The 16418-nt window shown below is 71.3% G+C and carries 17 protein-coding genes and 1 tRNA gene; 1 reads left to right on the forward strand and 17 read right to left on the reverse strand.

What is annotated here, in order from left to right:
* Nucleotides 1-25 precede the first annotated feature (25 nt).
* From rho to ACIRGB_RS00455, 7 genes are all read right to left on the reverse strand, one after another.
* Complete coding sequence (gene rho / locus ACIRGB_RS00425) at nt 26-2143, reverse strand: transcription termination factor Rho (RefSeq protein WP_403856931.1); 2118 nt, start codon at nt 2141-2143, stop codon at nt 26-28.
* A gap of 429 nt (nt 2144-2572) precedes the next feature.
* Complete coding sequence (gene thrB, locus ACIRGB_RS00430) at nt 2573-3502, reverse strand: homoserine kinase (protein WP_403856934.1); 930 nt, start codon at nt 3500-3502, stop codon at nt 2573-2575.
* Nucleotides 3503-3841: 339 nt separating this feature from the next.
* Entirely contained in the window at nt 3842-4900 is a 1059-nt protein-coding gene (gene thrC, locus ACIRGB_RS00435) for a threonine synthase (protein ID WP_403856937.1), read from the reverse strand.
* A gap of 6 nt (nt 4901-4906) precedes the next feature.
* A complete protein-coding gene (locus tag ACIRGB_RS00440; RefSeq protein WP_059301447.1) occupies nt 4907-6199 on the reverse strand; it encodes a homoserine dehydrogenase in 1293 nt (430 codons plus the stop codon).
* Nucleotides 6200-6352: 153 nt separating this feature from the next.
* Entirely contained in the window at nt 6353-7744 is a 1392-nt protein-coding gene (gene lysA / locus ACIRGB_RS00445; protein WP_403856940.1) for a diaminopimelate decarboxylase, read from the reverse strand.
* Nucleotides 7745-7762: 18 nt separating this feature from the next.
* Nucleotides 7763-8884, reverse strand: a complete 1122-nt coding sequence (nrtL, locus tag ACIRGB_RS00450) for an ArgS-related anticodon-binding protein NrtL (protein WP_403856943.1) — start codon at nt 8882-8884, stop codon at nt 7763-7765.
* Between the two features lie 135 nt (nt 8885-9019).
* Entirely contained in the window at nt 9020-9505 is a 486-nt protein-coding gene (locus tag ACIRGB_RS00455) for a response regulator (RefSeq protein ID WP_403856946.1), read from the reverse strand.
* 179 nt (nt 9506-9684) lie between these two features.
* On the opposite strand from ACIRGB_RS00455, the gene ACIRGB_RS00460 reads away from it, so the two are divergent.
* Nucleotides 9685-9756 (forward strand) — tRNA-Arg (locus tag ACIRGB_RS00460).
* Between the two features lie 232 nt (nt 9757-9988).
* On the opposite strand, the gene ACIRGB_RS00465 is transcribed toward ACIRGB_RS00460, so the two are convergent.
* From ACIRGB_RS00465 to ACIRGB_RS00510, 10 genes are all read right to left on the reverse strand, one after another.
* On the reverse strand, nt 9989-11395 hold the full coding sequence (locus tag ACIRGB_RS00465; protein WP_359735244.1) for a tyrosine-type recombinase/integrase: 1407 nt from the start codon (nt 11393-11395) through the stop codon (nt 9989-9991).
* Entirely contained in the window at nt 11392-11586 is a 195-nt protein-coding gene (locus tag ACIRGB_RS00470) for an AlpA family transcriptional regulator (RefSeq protein ID WP_033314625.1), read from the reverse strand. The genes ACIRGB_RS00465 and ACIRGB_RS00470 overlap by 4 nt, the downstream gene beginning before the upstream one ends.
* Nucleotides 11562-12878: a replication initiator gene (locus tag ACIRGB_RS00475; RefSeq protein WP_403858161.1), complete on the reverse strand. Its 1317-nt coding sequence runs from the start codon at nt 12876-12878 to the stop codon at nt 11562-11564. Before ACIRGB_RS00475 ends, ACIRGB_RS00470 begins: the two co-directional genes overlap by 25 nt.
* 144 nt (nt 12879-13022) lie before the next feature.
* Entirely contained in the window at nt 13023-13265 is a 243-nt protein-coding gene (locus tag ACIRGB_RS00480) for a SpdD protein (RefSeq protein ID WP_358279694.1), read from the reverse strand.
* 24 nt (nt 13266-13289) lie between these two features.
* Nucleotides 13290-13484 carry a hypothetical protein gene (locus ACIRGB_RS00485; RefSeq protein WP_053670608.1) on the reverse strand — a complete coding sequence of 65 codons (195 nt, stop codon included), beginning with the start codon at nt 13482-13484 and terminating at the stop codon, nt 13290-13292.
* Between the two features lie 15 nt (nt 13485-13499).
* Nucleotides 13500-13691 carry a mobile element transfer protein gene (locus ACIRGB_RS00490; RefSeq protein ID WP_102910782.1) on the reverse strand — a complete coding sequence of 64 codons (192 nt, stop codon included), beginning with the start codon at nt 13689-13691 and terminating at the stop codon, nt 13500-13502.
* 2 nt (nt 13692-13693) lie between these two features.
* Nucleotides 13694-13879, reverse strand: a complete 186-nt coding sequence (locus tag ACIRGB_RS00495; RefSeq protein ID WP_388125446.1) for a hypothetical protein — start codon at nt 13877-13879, stop codon at nt 13694-13696.
* Between the two features lie 16 nt (nt 13880-13895).
* The gene (locus ACIRGB_RS00500; RefSeq protein ID WP_358279698.1) at nt 13896-14558 is read right to left on the reverse strand and encodes a DUF2637 domain-containing protein; all 663 of its coding nucleotides are present in this window, start codon (nt 14556-14558) and stop codon (nt 13896-13898) included.
* An 82-nt stretch (nt 14559-14640) separates the two neighbouring features.
* Nucleotides 14641-16017: an FtsK/SpoIIIE domain-containing protein gene (locus ACIRGB_RS00505; protein WP_403856952.1), complete on the reverse strand. Its 1377-nt coding sequence runs from the start codon at nt 16015-16017 to the stop codon at nt 14641-14643.
* Nucleotides 16017-16373: a hypothetical protein gene (locus tag ACIRGB_RS00510; protein WP_358279702.1), complete on the reverse strand. Its 357-nt coding sequence runs from the start codon at nt 16371-16373 to the stop codon at nt 16017-16019. Before ACIRGB_RS00510 ends, ACIRGB_RS00505 begins: the two co-directional genes overlap by 1 nt.
* Nucleotides 16374-16418 lie beyond the last annotated feature (45 nt).

Raw genomic sequence — 16418 nt, forward strand, 5'->3', positions numbered from 1 at the left:
CGGCGAGCCGGCGGCCGGCGGTGACTCAGTCGCCGTTGCCGGGCGTCGGGGTCGTCTTCTGGATCTGCATCAGGAACTCGGCGTTCGACTTCGTCTGCTTCATCTTGTCGAGGAGCAGCTCGATCGCCTGCTGCTGGTCGAGGGCGTGCAGCACCCGGCGCAGCTTCCAGGTGATGGCGAGCTCGTCGCTGCCGAGCAGGATCTCTTCCTTGCGGGTACCGGACGCGTCCACGTCCACCGCGGGGAAGATGCGCTTGTCGGCGAGCTTCCGGTCGAGCTTGAGCTCGGCGTTGCCGGTGCCCTTGAACTCCTCGAAGATGACCTCGTCCATGCGGGACCCGGTGTCCACCAGGGCGGTGGCGAGGATGGTCAGCGAACCGCCGTCCTCGATGTTGCGGGCCGCACCGAAGAAGCGCTTCGGCGGGTACAGGGCGGTCGAGTCGACACCACCGGACAGGATGCGGCCGGAGGCCGGGGCGGCGAGGTTGTACGCACGGCCCAGACGCGTGATCGAGTCGAGCAGCACGACGACGTCGTGACCCAGCTCCACCAGGCGCTTGGCGCGCTCGATGGCCAGCTCGGCGACCGTGGTGTGGTCCTCGGCCGGGCGGTCGAAGGTCGAGGAGATGACCTCGCCCTTCACCGACCGCTGCATGTCGGTGACCTCTTCCGGACGCTCGTCGACCAGGACGACCATCAGGTGGCACTCGGGGTTGTTGTGCGTGATCGCGTTGGCGATCGCCTGCATGATCATGGTCTTGCCGGTCTTCGGCGGGGCCACGATCAGACCGCGCTGCCCCTTACCGATCGGCGCGACCAGGTCGATGATGCGGGTGGTGAGGACGCCCGGGTCCGTCTCCAGGCGGAGGCGGTCCTGCGGGTACAGCGGCGTCAGCTTGTTGAACTCGGGCCGTCCGCGGCCGTGTTCGGGGGCCATGCCGTTGACCGAGTCCAGGCGCACCAGCGCGTTGAACTTCTCGCGGCGCTCGCCCTCCTTGGGCTGGCGCACGGCACCGGTGAGGTGGTCGCCCTTGCGCAGGCCGTTCTTGCGGACCTGGGCGAGGGAGACGTACACGTCGTTGGGCCCGGGCAGGTAGCCGGAGGTCCGGATGAACGCGTAGTTGTCGAGGATGTCGAGGATGCCGGCGACCGGGATGAGGACGTCGTCCTCGTTGATCTGCGGCTCCTGCTGGATGTCGTCGCGCCCGCGACGGCCCCGGCGGTCCCGGTAGCGCCCGCGACGGCCGCGACGGCCGCTGCCGTCGTCGTCGTAACCGTCGTCGTGCTGCTGGCGGTCCTGGCGTCCGCCGCCGCCCTGCTGCTGGCGGTCCTGGCGTCCGCCGCCCTGGTTCTGCTGGTCGTCGCCCTTGCTGCGCCGGTCGCGGCCGCCACGGTCACCGCGGTCGCCACGCTCACCCCGGTCGCCACGCTCACCGCGCTCGCCACGGTCACGGCGGTCGCGACGGCGGCCCTCGCCGCCCTCGCCGTCGGAGCGGGCGTCGCCCTGGCCCTGCTGGTGGCCCTGCGTCTGCTGCGGGGCCGAGGCGTCGGCCTTCGGCTCGGCGCGGGTCTCCACGGCCACCGTCTCGGTGCCGCCGGACGGGCTGCCCGCGTCGGCGGTGGCCCGGCGGCGACGGCGCTCGGAGGGGGCGTCGTCGGCGGGCGCGGCCTGCTCGGCCGAGGCGTTGACCTTGGGGGACGGCTGACCGGGGATCTCGATCTGCTGCTGGGCGGCCTGGTCGGCGGCCGCCTTGTCCGCCTTCTTGCCGGCCTTGCCGGCCTTCTCCGCGCTCCCCGCCTTCTCGGCGGGAGCCTCGTCGCCCGTACGGGTCCGGGAGGTGCTGCGGCGCTTCGGCTTGGTCTCGCCGGCGGTGTCCGCGGCGGACGCGGCCTTGGCGGGGGCTCCCCCGGCGGCCTGCGCCTCCTTGATGACCTCGATCAGCTGGCTCTTGCGCATCCGCGCGGTGCCCCTGATGCCGAGGCCGGATGCGACCTGCTGCAGCTCGGCCAGCACCATGCCCTCGAGGCCGGTACCGCGGCGCCGCCGGGAGCCGGCACCGGTGGCAGGCGCGGAGGCGTCCGTGGCGGGCGCGGCAGCGGTCTCCTCGACACGTGCGCCCATCAGATCGGTGGTGTCGCTCACGAAGGGTCCTTCCCTGGAGCGGACGTCGGCCTGTCTGGCTCGGCGACCGGTTGTGCTGTCCGGCTTCGGTCCTTGCTGTGTGAACCGTGCCGGGGCGGTGGTCCGCCTGAACGGCGGAAGAGATATCTGGTGATGGCGCTTCCCCTAGCCGTGGCACCCGGTGTCTGTGTCAGGCGGCGTGGTCGCACCGGTTCCGAAACTCCCCCAGAGGGGGTAACCCCCTCTGGCGGGCCGCTCAATGCCCGTGACGGCCGTACTGATCACGTACGGCATCCACTGCACAATGCGGCTTGGGGGGCTCCCGGAAGAATGTCTGTCCCGGACGGGGACACGAGGCACCTCGCCATGGTGGGGTCGGGTGCAGACTTGAGGTTAACACTACCGGATCCAACAAACATTCCCCCTCTCGAAATCCGGCAACCGTCCGCGTCAGGTGTCACTGGCGGTCGCCAGAGGCAGGACGCTCGCGCCCTGCTGGTCCAGGCCGAGCCGGTTGGCCGCCCAGTCCGTCCCGGCCAGCGCCTCGACCTTGTCGGCCGTGTCGGCGTCGGCCAGTGCCATCACCGTGGGTCCGGCACCCGAGATCACCGCGGGGATGCCGTCACCACGCAGCCGTTCCACCAGCGCCGTGCTCTCCGGCATGGCCGGCGCGCGGTACTCCTGGTGCAGGCGGTCCTCGGTGGCCGGCAGCAGCAGCTCGGGGCGCCGGGTGAGGGCCTCGACGAGCAGCGCGGCGCGGCCGGCGTTGGCGGCGGCGTCGACGTGCGGGACGCTGCGCGGGAGCAGTCCGCGCGCGGTCTGGGTCAGTACCGGCTTCCCGGGCACGAAAACCACCGGAACGATGGAATCGGCGGGCTCCATCCTGATCGCCCGGGCGGCGCCGGACTCCATCCAGGACAGGGTGAAACCGCCCAGCAGACAGGCCGCCACGTTGTCGGGGTGGCCCTCGATCTCGGTGGCGAGGTCGAGCAGCGCGGCGTCGTCGAGGCGGGCCTCGCCGCCTATGGTCACCGCGCGCGCGGCGACGATGCCGGCGCAGATGGCGGCGGAGGAGGAACCGAGGCCGCGGCCGTGCGGGATGCGGTTGGCGCAGACGATCTCCAGGCCGCGCGGCTGCCCGCCGAGCAGGTCGAAGGCCGTGCGCAGGGAGCGGACGAGCAGGTGTTTCTCGTCGCGCGGGAGCGTCTCGCTGCCCTCACCCGCGATGTCGATGTGCAGCCCGGAGTCGGCCACCCGGACGACCACGTCGTCGTAGAGACCCAGCGCGAGGCCGAAGGCGTCGAAGCCCGGACCGAGATTGGCGCTGGTGGCGGGGACGCGCACCCTGACGGCGGCGGCGCGGAAGGCTGGACCGGCCATCGCTCGATGACTCTCCTTGAGCTGCGTGACTGTCGGAACTGGCGTGACGGTCGAATGACATGCGATGACGATGACGTACCGAACCCTGGGGCCGATGACGCACCGAACCCTGGGCGCGACGCGGGGACGGCGCGGCACCGCGGCATATGCGGCAGGCGGGTTGAGTACAGCCTATCGAAGGAAGGTTCTGTGGCGACATAGGGCGCACAGGAGGCGCACGATGCGTGTCGTAAGCCCCCTGTGCACCCCCTGTCGGCGGCGTTCCCGGCCGGGCGTCGCTTACGCCCTCTTACGCCGGTCGCGTCGGAGGGGTGCGGCGCTTGGACCGGGCCGGGCCGCTCAGATAAGGCCGAGCCGCTCGGCCGCGGTCGCCGCGTCGACCGGGACGGTGACCGGCTGCGGGGCGCCGGCCACGGCCCAGTCCGGGTCCTTCAGACCGTTGCCGGTGACGGTGCACACGATGCGCTGCCCCGGGTCGACCTTGCCCTGCTCGGCGGCCTTCAGCAGACCGGCCACCGACGCGGCGGACGCGGGCTCCACGAAGACGCCCTCCTGGGAGGCCAACAGCCGGTAGGCGCGCAGGATCTCACGGTCCGTCACCTCGTCGATGGCGCCGCCCGACTCGTCCCGCGCGGCGAGCGCGAAGTCCCACGAGGCGGGGTTGCCGATCCGGATGGCGGTGGCGATGGTCGACGGGTCCTTGACGACCTCGCCGCGCACGATCGGGGCGCTGCCGGAGGCCTGGAAGCCCCACATGCGGGGCCGCTTGGTGCTGACCTTGTCGGCGGCGTACTCCCGGTACCCCTTCCAGTACGCGGTGATGTTGCCCGCGTTGCCCACCGGCAGGACGTGGATGTCGGGCGCGTCGCCGAGCATGTCCACGATCTCGAAGGCAGCCGTCTTCTGCCCCTCGATGCGCACCGGGTTGACCGAATTGACCAGGGCCACCGGGTAGTTGTCGCTGAGCGCGCGGGCCAGCGTGAGGCAGTCGTCGAAGTTGCCGTCGACCTGGAGGATCTTCGCGCCGTGCACGAGGGCCTGGCCCATCTTGCCGAGCGCGATCTTGCCCTGCGGCACGAGGACGGCGGAGACCATCCCGGCGCGCACGCCGTAGGCGGCGGCGGAGGCGGACGTGTTGCCGGTGGAGGCGCAGATGACGGCCTGCGCGCCCTCCTCCTTGGCCTTGCTGATGGCCATGGTCATGCCGCGGTCCTTGAAGGACCCGGTCGGGTTCGCCCCCTCGACCTTGAGGTGGACCTCGCAGCCCGTGCGCTCGGAGAGCACCTGCGCGGGCACGAGCGGGGTGCCGCCCTCACGGAGCGTCACGACGGGCGTGCTGTCGGAGACGGGCAGCCGGTCCCGGTACTCCTCGATGATTCCGCGCCACTGGTGGGTCATTGCTGGTTACTCTCCTTCAACCCGCATGATGCTGGCGACACCCCGCACGGTGTCGAGCTTGCGCAGCGCCTCGACCGTACCGCCGAGGGCGGCGTCGGACGCGCGATGGGTGACGACGACGAGGGATGCCTCGCCGTCCTTGCCGGACTGCCGCACGGTGTCGATGGAGACACCGTGCTCCGCGAACACGGTCGCGACCTGGGCGAGCACGCCCGGTTTGTCGGCCACGTCGAGGCTGATGTGGTAGCGCGTGACGACGTCACCCATCGGGGAGACGGGCAGCGCGGCGTACGCGGACTCACCGGGTCCGGTGGCACCGCCGATCCGGTTGCGGCAGACGGCGACGAGGTCGCCGAGCACGGCGGAGGCGGTCGGGGAGCCGCCGGCGCCGGGCCCGTAGAACATGAGCTGTCCGGCGGCCTCGGACTCCACGAACACGGCGTTGTACGCCTCGCGCACGTTGGCCAGCGGATGGCTGAGCGGGATCATCGCGGGGTGCACGCGCGCGGTGACCGATCCCCCGTCCGCCGCCCGCTCGCAGATGGCGAGCAGCTTGATGGTGCAGCCCATCTCCCGGGCGGAGGCGAAGTCGGCGGCGGTGACCTCGGTCATGCCCTCGCGGTAGACGTCGTCGAGGCGCACGCGCGTGTGGAAGGCGATCCCGGCGAGGATGGCGGCCTTGGCGGCGGCGTCGAAGCCCTCGACGTCGGCGGTCGGGTCGGCCTCGGCGTACCCGAGCGCGGTGGCCTCGTCCAGCGCCTCCTGGTACCCGGCGCCCGTGGAGTCCATGGCGTCGAGGATGAAGTTGGTCGTCCCGTTCACGATGCCGAGCACCCGGTTGACCTTGTCGCCGGCCAGCGACTCGCGCAGCGGCCGGATCAGCGGGATGGCACCGGCGACGGCGGCCTCGTAGTACAGGTCCTTGCCGTGCTCGTCGGCGGCGGCGTGCAGGGCGGCGCCGTCCTGGGCGATGAGCGCCTTGTTGGCGGAGACCACGGAGGCACCGTGCGCGAAGGCGGTGGTGATGAGCGTGCGCGCGGGCTCGATCCCGCCGATGACCTCGACGACGACGTCGATGTCCCCGCGCTTGACGAGGGCGGTGGCGTCGGTGGTCACGAGGGCCGGGTCGATGCCCTCGCGCACCTTGTCGGGCCGCCGTACGGCGACACCCGCGAGCTCCACCGGGGCCCCGATGCGGGCGGCGAGGTCGGCGGCGTGCGTCGTCATGATGCGCGCCACCTCTGAGCCGACCACTCCACAGCCCAGCAGCGCCACCTTCAGCGGACGCGTACGCATCATCCGACCTCGTTTCCTCTTACCGTCTACGGTGGGACCAGTCTCACGCACCGGACGGGATTTTCTGCCTTTAGTCCGGATCGTGAGACGTTTATTTCATTTTCGGAGGGGTCGCGGGCCGGAAGATCTTCACCCCCGGTGCTTCTCCGCGGGGCGTCATCCGACGTCGAGCCGGAGCAGATCCTCCTCGGTCTCCCGCCGCACGATGACCCGCGCCGCGCCGTCCCGCACGGAGACGACCGGCGGACGCAGCGCGTGGTTGTAGTTGCTGGCCATGGAGCGGCAGTACGCCCCCGTCGCCGGTACGGCGATCAGGTCACCGGGTGCCAGGTCCCCCGGCAGGAACGCGTCCTTGACCACGATGTCCCCGCTCTCGCAGTGCTTGCCGACGACGCGCACGAGCATCGGCTCGGCGTCCGAGGTGCGGGAGACGAGGGCGACGCTGTACTCGGCGTCGTAGAGCGCGGTGCGGATGTTGTCCGACATCCCGCCGTCCACCGAGACGTACGTCCGCAGCCCGTCGAGCGGCTTGACGGTGCCGACCTCGTACAGCGTGAAGGCGGTGGGCCCGACGATGGCCCGCCCGGGCTCGACGGAGATGCGCGGGGTGGCGAGCCGGGCGGACTCGCACTCCCTGGTCACGATCTCGGTGAGCGCCTTGGCGATCTCGTGCGGCTCGCGGGGATCGTCGTCACTGGTGTACGCGATCCCGAGCCCGCCGCCGAGATCGATCTCGGGCAGTTCGACCCCGTGCTCGTCCCGGATGTCCTTGAGCAGCCCCACGACCCGGTGCGCGGCGACCTCGAACCCCGACATGTCGAAGATCTGCGACCCGATGTGCGAGTGGATCCCGATGACCTCGAGCCCGTCGAGTTGCAGGGCCCGCCGCACGGCTTCGGCGGCCTGCCCGCCGGCCAGCGGAATCCCGAACTTCTGGTCCTCGTGGGCGGTGGCGATGAACTCGTGGGTGTGCGCCTCGACCCCGACCGTGATGCGGATCTGCACCCGCTGCCGCTTGCCGAGGGTCTGGGCGAGGTGCGCGACCCGCACGATCTCCTGGAAGGAGTCGAGCACGATCCGCCCGACCCCGGCCCGGACGGCGCGTTCGATCTCCTCCGGCGACTTGTTGTTGCCGTGGAAGGCGATCCGCTCGGCGGGCATCCCGGCGGCGAGGGCGGTGGCCAGCTCGCCCCCGGAACACACGTCGAGGTTGAGCCCCTCCTCGTGCAGCCACCGCACGACGGCGCGCGACAGGAATGCCTTGCCCGCGTAGAAGACGTCGGCGTCGGCCCCGAAGGCGGTGCGCCAGGCCCGCGCCCGGTCCCGGAAGTCGGCCTCGTCGAGGATGTAGGCGGGCGTGCCGTACTCCTCGGCGAGCTGTGTGACGGTGATCCCGCCGACGGTGACGACACCGTCCGCGTCCCGCCCCACGGTGTGGGCCCAGACCTTGGGATCGAGGGCGTTCAGGTCCTCCGCGGGCGCGGAATAGTGCCCCTCGGGCAGGACATCGGCGTGACGGGGCCCGGCGGGGTGTGCGGAACGGCTCATGGCGTCTTCGGTGCTCTCTCAGAGGTGGTCGGGTGCGTCGATGCCGAGGAGGGCCAGGCCGCCGGCCAGCACCGCCCCGACGGCTTCGGCGAGCGCCAGCCGGGCACGGTGGGCGGCCGAGGGTTTCTCCCCGCCGCGCGGCAGCACGGTGGTCAGGAACGGCAGCGCGGCGTCGGCGACGGTGACGAGATGCCGGGCGAGCCGGTCCGGGGCGCGGTGGTCCGCGGCGGCGGCGAGGACCCGGGGGTGATCGGCGAGAGCGGCGAGGAGGTCCTGCTCGCCGCTCTCGCCGAGGGGACCTGGTACGGCGGTGAACCCGAGGTCGGCGGCGTTGCGAGCGGCGGCACGGGCGCGGGCGTGCGCGTACCGCACGCGGAAGAGGGGGTTGCTCTCCCGCTGCACGAGGTGCTCGTCACCGGTCCGGGGCCGGTCGTGGCCCGCGGGATGGAGCAGCGCCCAGCGCCCGGCGTCCCGCCCGAGGGCAAGGAGCGCGGCGGCGGCGGATACGGGCACGGGCACAGGCCGGACGTTGACGGGCAGCTCGGCGGGCGCGGGCCGGACGTTGACAGGCAGCTCGGCGGGCACGGGCCGGACGTTGACAGGCAGCTCGGGCGCGGCCGCGACGGCGTCGACGGTGACCCCGAGGACGGAGGACCACGCGGGCTCGAACCCCTCGGCGCTCACCCGCACCAGCGCCCCCTGGGTCCGCAGCAGCCGCGCGGATACTTCGGCGACGACGACGGCACGAAGCTCGTACGGACAGTGCAGCTGCACGACGCGCCCGTCGGCGTGGTCGGCGTACCCGTACCGCTCCCCGCGGCGCAGGACCTCGCCGACGACCCCGACGCCGGAGGAGGCACGGTCGAGCGAGATGTTGATGAACCCCGGCCCGGTGAGGACGACGTCGCTGATCCCGTCGGCCCCGAGGAGGTGGGGCCGCAGCACCTCGGCGACCTTCAGAGGCGGCTGCCCGGCCGGCCGGGCCAGCTGGAGGGCGATGCCGGTGGCGTAGTCCCCGCACCCTCCGGGCCCCGGCGGCGCGACCACGGCACGCGTCGGCACGGCCACGCTCAGCTCCCCCGCGTCGACGGCGCGACGCACCGCGTGCAGCACGGTGCGGGAGAGTTCGACGGGGGTCACGGGACAAGCGTAGGGGAGGTGGGGGGTCGGGAGGCGAACCGATGTGCGGCAGTCCCGGGATATGGACGCGGGCCGGGGCCGGGCCGGGTACGCCCGCCCTTCCACTCACGCCCACTCACGTCTGCTCATGCCCGCTCACGCCTGAGCGGACGCCCCGCTCTCCCCCGCGAGCCCGCGCACCCGTGACACGGAGGCCCCGGCCCCGGAGCCCGGCCCGGACCCCCGATCGACGGCGGACCCACTGCCCCTCCGCTCGACCAGCTGCCGTACGAGTCCGACCAGTTCGGCAGGCTCGAAGGGCTTGGACAGAAAGGCGTCGGCCCCCGCGGCGAACCCGGCGTCGACCTCGTACTGCGTACAGGCACTGACGATCGCGATCGGCAGCTCCCGGGTCCGCGGATCGGCACGCAGCCGGGCAGCGGTCCTGAGCCCGTCCAGCCGAGGCATGACCACGTCCAGTGTCACGGCGTCGGGCTGCACCTGATGGACGACTTCCAGACACTCGACACCATCGCCGGCGGTCACCACCTCGAAGCCCTCCAGCTCGAGGTTGACCCTGATCAGCTGCCGGATGACCTTGTTGTCGTCCACAACAAGAATCCGGCCGGACGCCCTAGGCACCACTCGAGAGTAGGTCGCCCCCGGCCACCGCGTCCGGGTTTTCCCCACTTCCACCCCCCGCGGGGGACAACACCCCGCCCGGGCACCGCCACGACCCGCCAAAACCCGTTCATGACCACCCCGGGCGAGCTGGTAGTGTTCTACCCGTCGCCGCGAGCAACACCGACCGCGACGGACACGCCCCCGTAGCTCAGGGGATAGAGCAACGGCCTCCGGAGCCGTGTGCGCAGGTTCGAATCCTGCCGGGGGCACCTTGCATGAGGTGCCCAAAGACCCCGCCATCAGCGCTTTCGCTGAGACGGGGTCTTCGCGTATGTGCAGGCGTGTGCCGCTCGGAGCGGCTGTATGTCGGGTGCCGTGGACTATCCGTGGACTGGCCACAGGCCAGGAATCCGCAGGTCAGGGCCGGAAAACGCCGAGGCCCCCGGACCGTAGTCCAGGGGCCATCATGCCGCAGGTGCGCGTGTCGGAGGTGTGCCGGGATCAGGTTCCGTCGCCGGGCTCGTCCTCCTGGCCGACGCCCTCACCGAGGAGCTCGGCGATCCGGCGGTTGGCAACGTCCTGGCGGCCGTCGAGACACTTCGCGTACCGGCTCAGCAGCACTTCGACGCTGTTGCCCGCGCGTTCCGCCACCTCGGTGGGGTCGACGCCAGCGTTGAGCCACGAGGAGAGCGCGGCGTGCCTCAGGTCGTACGGTCGAGCGGCCAGCGGCGAGGCCACCTGTTCCGGCGTGAGCGCCAGGTGCCGGGCCTCGTCCCAGACGCGCCAGTACGTAGTGGAGGCGACCACTCCCCCACGTTCGTTGGCGAACAGCCGCCCGTCCTCGGCGGTGCCGAACTCCTCGATGTGGGCGAGGAGCATGCGGACGAGGCGAGGTGGGATTGGGACGATGCGGGTTTCATTCGTGGGGCGATTCTTGAGGCCGCGGTTGTCGTGAACCTCCCCGGTCCCGGTCCAGCGCTTCCCGACGGTCGGGCGGGTCTTCTCCAGGATCAGCGAACCCCACCCGGTCTCCGGCAGCGTGCAGTCCGGACGACGCAGCGCCACAGCTTCCGCCGGCCGAAGCCCGCCGAAGTACATGCAGGCGAAGAGCGCGACCAGGCGCCGCCCACGGGCTCTGCGGTAGCCGCCGACGTAAGAGACTGCGGCCAGGAGTTCGCGTGCCTGCCGAGGGTTCACCACGACCCGGCGGTCGACTTCCTTGGTCACCTTCGGAGGCTTCCACTTCACGAGCGTGACCGGGTTCTCCGGAAGCTCCCCCAGTTCGACCGCGTAGGCAAGGGCGTTGAAGAGGACCGCGCGCTTGCGCCGTACCGTCTCTGCGGCCGCTGGAGTGCCCGACAGCTTGAGCTTGAGCGAGTCGAGGACGCGGCGGATGTCTGCCGGATTCTTGATCGTCACCAATGGCAGCGAAGCCTTGGCCACCCAGCGAAGAGCGTTCGCGATGTCGACCGGCGGAGCTTCCTCGTCCGAGGCTTGGACGACGAAAGCCCAGCCCCGCAGCGCACGGCGCAAGACGTCGTCAGCAGGCCGTCCAGGCCGATCGCCCAGCAGTTGAGTCGTGACGAGCGTCATCGTCTCGTTCAAGCTGTCGCGGGAGTTCGGAGCCGCGTGCGGCCACTTCATGGCGACGTACGCCCGTGCGAAGTCGTACCAGGTACGGGATGCTTTGACGGGTGCCATCGAGTCCGGCAGACCAGTGTCCGTGTCGAAGGCCTCGCCCTTCTGCGCAGCCCGAAGAAGCTTGGCGCGGAAGTTGTCGGCGAGTGCCTTGGTCCGGAAGGTCTCGGAGAACGGCGGGGCGTCGGCAACCTTCCATCGCACGTCATAGGACGGCGTCTTGTAGGGCCGCTTGCGGATGCCCCACACCCTCACGTCATGCGACTTCACGCCGCCTCCGCGAGCCCGTGGAGCCAGGCGTCGAAGTCACTGCGCCAAACGCGGAGCTCACCATTCGGCAGCTTGATCGCTTCCGGAGCCTGCCCTAGCTCGCGCCAGCGGTAGAAGGTTCGGCGAGACACTCCGCCCAGCTCGGCGAGGATCTGCGGGACAGTCATCAGTTCGTCCCGTCGGCGGTCCATGTCGGTTCTCCTTCCGTTCCGGGAGCGGGTTCGAGAGATGCGGCCAGCCAGGCTTCGGTGTCGGATAGGCCCGTTCCGGCGAAGGCCCAGTGCGCGAGGACGTATGTCGTCTCGGACTCGGGGCCGTTGGCTGCTGCGGCTTGGGCGCGGCGCCATTCGGCGCGGGCGTCGCGGAGGGCGCCGAGGGTGGTGGAGTAGCGGCGGGACTTGGTGGAGAAGTGGCCGCGAAAGCCGAGCATGTGGGCCCAGGCGCGCAGGCGGAGGTGTTCGAGGTCCTTGCGTGCGCCGAGGAACCAGGCAGTGCGGATGAGGCGGCGGGCATGGTCGCTGATGTCGAGCTGGGCGAGTTCGGCGGCGAACTTGAGCGGGCGGTCGAGAGCTCCTGTCGCCGTCTCGGCGCCTTTCGTGGCGTACTTGGCGATGTAGGCGGCGACAGCCCGTTCGGTCAGCTCCTGGCCGCCGTCGAAGTCGGCCGAGCGGATGGTGCGTACGTCGAGTTGGCGGCCGAAGGTGAAGGTGTGGGTGCGGCCGTCGATGGTCGGGCCGTCCACGCGGACCTTGGCGGCGGCAGTGCGGATGGCGTCGGTGAGCAGTTCGGCCGTGGCCCAGGTAGGGGGTGGCGTGTCGCCGCCGCTGGGGCCGTCGATGCGGATGACGGCGTGGAAGTGGACTGCTCCGCGCCTCTGGTATTCAGCGACCTTGGCGAAGCTCACGCGGGCGTGCTCGCGGAAGCGCCGCTGGGACAGGCCGGCGCGCTTGGCGACCTCTCGGCGCAGGTAGGTGGAGAAGCGCCGCCAGAGCGGACCGGCGTGGGCGTTCCAGAGTACGGCGGCTTCGTAGTCGTAGGTGTCCGGGTCGAGTGCGGTGCCGAGTTCGTCGTCGTCCTGGTCGTGGTGGGTGCCGCAGTGGCAGGGGCGTCCGCTGGAGGGGCGGTTGTGGACCGGGCCGAAGCTCGGCGCGGTGAAGGTGGCGAACACGCGCGGGTGCGTGGCGACGTGTTCGGGGGTGCCCTTGCCGCCGCGCAGGCCGGAGGTGATCAGGTGGAAGGTGTCGCGGCGGTAGACCTCGGCGCAGGCGGCGCAGCGGGTCGTGCGGCGGTTGTTGCAGCGGACGAGGAGCTGTCCGACTGGGAGGCTGGTCGAGTCGAGGCGGTGGAGGACGTTGCCGATCTCGCCGGTCGTGGTGTCGACGCCGTATTCGGTGCGGTGGCCGTCGAGGCGGATCGGGTGGGTGCAGCCGCCGAGTCCGGAGAGTTGGCGGAGGATACCCGGCAGCGTGCCCTGTGCGGCCAGGTTCGCGAGTTCCGGAAGTGGTGCCGGAGTGGTGCGGGTGAAGATGGCGATTCCCCTTCTGACTGGCTCGGTCGGTCGGGAGGAGCAGGCGCCGGGGCGGCGAGATGCTTGGTCGTGTGCCGCCGCCCCGGAGGCCAGCTCGGTTCAGCGGCGGTGGTCGCGGAGCATGGAGCGCAGGACGACGGCGGCGACGGCTACGGAGATGGCCGTGACGGCGACGGCCGCCAGGAGCGCGGTGAGGACGACCCCGCCGACGACCAGGGCCACGACGGTCTTCTGATCGATGGAGACCGACGGGAGCGAGCGCCGTACGGGTGCCGGCTCGGTCGGGGTGTGGGTGTGCGCGGGCGGCGGGGTCGGGCTGTCGGGGTACTTCGGGAGGAACACGGTCAGGGCTCCTTATCTACTCGTCTAGGTATGTGAGCCGTTTATGACGGTCACGCCGGAACGTGTGCCGGACTCGATGGCGGGTGCGAGGAAGGTACGGGAGAGCCAGAAGCCGAAGAGGGCGATCAGGACGACGATCCAGACGCGGACGCCGAGGAACCTGACTGCTCCCCAGGCGAAGAAGCCGAGGACGACGACGAGCGGCAGGCTGACAGTCACGGGTCGGGAATCCTTTCAGCGCACGGGGCAGCGGTGGGTGCGGGCGGCCAGCTCGGCGGCGGCGCGGCTGTCGTAGTCGGCGGAGAAGCCGCAGCGCGGGGCGGTGCAGGCGGCGGTGTGCTTCTCCCGGCCGCGACCGTCGTAGGACGTGCCGACCTGGACGGGGCCGATGCGGCTGACGTGGCGGAAGCGCTTCGGTGCGGGCATGGTCAGTCCTCCTGTCGCGGGCTGGGGCGGGGGAAGTCGCGCAGGATCCGGGCGGCTTCCTGCGGATCCGGCGTGCGGTCGGCGGCTTCCTCGGCGAGGAGCCGGGCGAGCGCCGATCGGCCACTGACGGCCATCTCGCGGGCCGCTGAGAGGTAGTCGGCGGCCGTGTTGAAGCAGAAGAGCGGCATGATCTCCCTTTGCTGGTCAGGTGAGTTGGGCGGCGATGGCTTCGGCCATGGGCGGCGGGACACCGAGGCGGGCGCGCAGGGTCGGGGTGTCGATGGGCGTTCCGGTGCGGGTGTGGTGGTCGGCGGCGACCTTGCGGGCGTGCTCGACCAGGGCGGCCGGGACAGCGACCGGGGGCGGGGCCAACGGTGGGGCCGGTGCCGGGTCGGCCGCCGGTGGCGTCGGGGGGTCTGGCGTGGGATCGGGCGCGTTCTCCTGGTCCTCGATGCCGTCGAGTTCCTGTTGGTCCACGGCATCAGTGGTCGCGTCGTGCGCTGTCGGCGGTGAGTGGGCCAGGAGGGTTCCGCCGAGGAAGGCGACCGCGGGCCAGCCCGCGACGAGGATGCGGAGCCAGGCCGGTACGTGATCCAGGTCGAGCAGTCCGGCGGTGGCGACGTTCGCGCCCAGGGACGCGGCGAGTGCGATCAGGAACCAGCACCACCCGGCCGCTTTCGCCTCTCCGGAGCGCAGTCGGCGCCAGGCGGCGACGAGCAGCAGGTCAACGCTGATCGGGTAGGCCCACGCTTTCCACCCGTCCTGTCCGGCCGCCGAGGCGACATCGTGCAGGTGGGCGAAGGACAGCGCGGCGGCGATGACCGCCTGAACGAGCACCGCATCGACGCGGGCCAGGTGGGCGCGCATGCTGCGGCTCCTTCCGGGTTCGGGCATGGGGGGTAGGGACGTGGCGTGAGGCGGTCACGCCGACCGGGGTTAGGGGCGCGGGTCAGTCGGTCACGGGCCGGGGCCGCACGGCCGGGCTCGGTGTCTCGACGGGTCGTACGGGCACGTTGGGCCGGAAGGGCTTGAGTGCGGGCAGGTCGGGGACCAGGTGGGCCGACTCGCGGCAGGTCTCGGCAGCGTCGCCCAGCGACAGGTACGGCGTGCGGATGCGTGACCAGCCGCCGGAGGTGTCACCTGCCACGGCGAGGCCGGGCCGTTCGGGGGCGATGGCGCAGGCGGCCGTGACCGCTTCGGGTGCGATGTCGCCGAGCGCCATCTTCGCGGAGGCTTCGTCGTTGACGCGGTGGCAGACGCGGCCGGTCAACTGGGCCCGCAGCATGGTGGCGCCCTTGCCCAGTTCGGCACCGAAGCGCTGGCCGCAGACCTCCAAGTAGATGCCGGCCGCGCGGCCGAGCTGGGCGAGGCGAATGAGCTGGGTGACCATCTCGTCCCGGCGTTCCTCGTCCTTCCTGGTGGCGACGAGGAAGAGTTCAGCCACCTCGTCCACGAACAGCACGATCGGGACCGGGCGTTCGGACTCGGGCAGTCCCCAGACGTCCGAGGTGATTTCCTCGGCCGGAGTGTCCGGGGCGATGCCTTGCCGGGCCTTGATCAGGTCGTATCGGTCCTCCATCTCCTTCACAAGCACGGGCAGCAACTCGGCAGCCTGCTCCGGATCGGTCGCCAGCGCGGAGAGGCGGGAGGCGAACGGCGCCAGCTCGACACCGCGCTTGCAGTCGATGCCCACCAGGGCGACCGGTTGAGGGGCGAGTCCGGCGATCAGGTGCCGCAGGTACATGGACTTGCCCGACAGTGTGGCGCCGAGGGTGAGTTGGTGGGGCACGGTCCGGTAGTCGCGCACGAAGGGCATGGCGTCCTCCCGCAGGGCCACCGGTACCCGAAGGAACCCGGCGTCCACCTTGCGCGGCATCCGCACTTGCCGCAGCACGTCGAAGCCGACCAGTCGCAGCTCAACCACACCGGGCTTGATCGTGGTCACGTAGACGGCGTGGACGCCCCAGGCGTGCCGCAGCCGTTCGGCCGAGGCGGCGACGTCGGCTGGTTCCTGTCCCGGAGCGAGGCGGAGCCGGAGCCGCAGGCCGGTCGAGGTGGGGCGGATGATGCCGCGACGCGGCGGTACGGGGCGGACCTCTCGGCGGGTGGTGGCCTTGACCGCCAGCATCCGGAGCCGGGATGGAGCCACGGTCAGGCCGCAGGCCTCCATGACCGAGCCGTAGGAGCTGAGGAGCCGGGCCGAGGATATCGGCAGGCCGACCGTGGACCAGTACACCCCGGGATGCTTGGCCCGGGCGTAGGCGGCCCCGCCGCCGAGTGCGGCGACAGGACCACCCACCTCCAGGAGTGTCGTCAGATCGGTCATCAGGCAGCGGCCCCAGAAGCGGCCGGGAACGCGGCCGGAGTCACGGCGGCGGCGCGGTAGGCGATGCCGTGACGCTGCTGCCCGTTGAAGACGCTCTCCCACGGCCGGGCCACCAGCCCCGGCAGCGAAACCGGAGCCCCGAGCGTCAGCCCCTCGGACACTCCGCTCTCCGGAACGGTGACCTTGATCAGCGACGACTCGCCATCTTCCAGGTAAACGACGCCGAGCGTCATCAGGGCCTCTCCGCTGGTGGCGTCCTTGGCGATCTCGCCGGTCTGCCGGTCGCGGACCTTGGGCTCGGGCGCCTCGGTCAGCAGGATCGTTGCGGCCGAGGTCTCTACACGGATGGAGCGCAAGACTTCTTCCCATCTACTCGTCTATACGAGTAAGCCTGTTGGGGT

The sequence above is a fragment of the Streptomyces sp. NPDC102490 genome, assembly GCF_044765285.1.
Taxonomy (GTDB): Bacteria; Actinomycetota; Actinomycetes; order Streptomycetales; family Streptomycetaceae; genus Streptomyces.

Excerpts from the sequence above, each read along its gene's own strand:
- thrC (WP_403856937.1), bottom strand. The coding sequence starts at position 4,900 with ATGACCCACCAGTGGCGCGGAATCATCGAGGAGTACCGGGACCGGCTG.
- ACIRGB_RS00500 (WP_358279698.1), bottom strand. The coding sequence starts at position 14,558 with ATGCGCGCCCACCTGGCCCGCGTCGATGCGGTGCTCGTTCAGGCGGTC.
- ACIRGB_RS00490 (WP_102910782.1), bottom strand. The coding sequence starts at position 13,691 with ATGCCCGCACCGAAGCGCTTCCGCCACGTCAGCCGCATCGGCCCCGTC.
- ACIRGB_RS00505 (WP_403856952.1), bottom strand. The coding sequence starts at position 16,017 with ATGACCGATCTGACGACACTCCTGGAGGTGGGTGGTCCTGTCGCCGCA.
- ACIRGB_RS00470 (WP_033314625.1), bottom strand. The coding sequence starts at position 11,586 with ATGGACCGCCGACGGGACGAACTGATGACTGTCCCGCAGATCCTCGCC.
- ACIRGB_RS00440 (WP_059301447.1), bottom strand. The coding sequence starts at position 6,199 with ATGATGCGTACGCGTCCGCTGAAGGTGGCGCTGCTGGGCTGTGGAGTG.
- ACIRGB_RS00495 (WP_388125446.1), bottom strand. The coding sequence starts at position 13,879 with ATGCCGCTCTTCTGCTTCAACACGGCCGCCGACTACCTCTCAGCGGCC.
- lysA (WP_403856940.1), bottom strand. The coding sequence starts at position 7,744 with ATGAGCCGTTCCGCACACCCCGCCGGGCCCCGTCACGCCGATGTCCTG.
- thrB (WP_403856934.1), bottom strand. The coding sequence starts at position 3,502 with ATGGCCGGTCCAGCCTTCCGCGCCGCCGCCGTCAGGGTGCGCGTCCCC.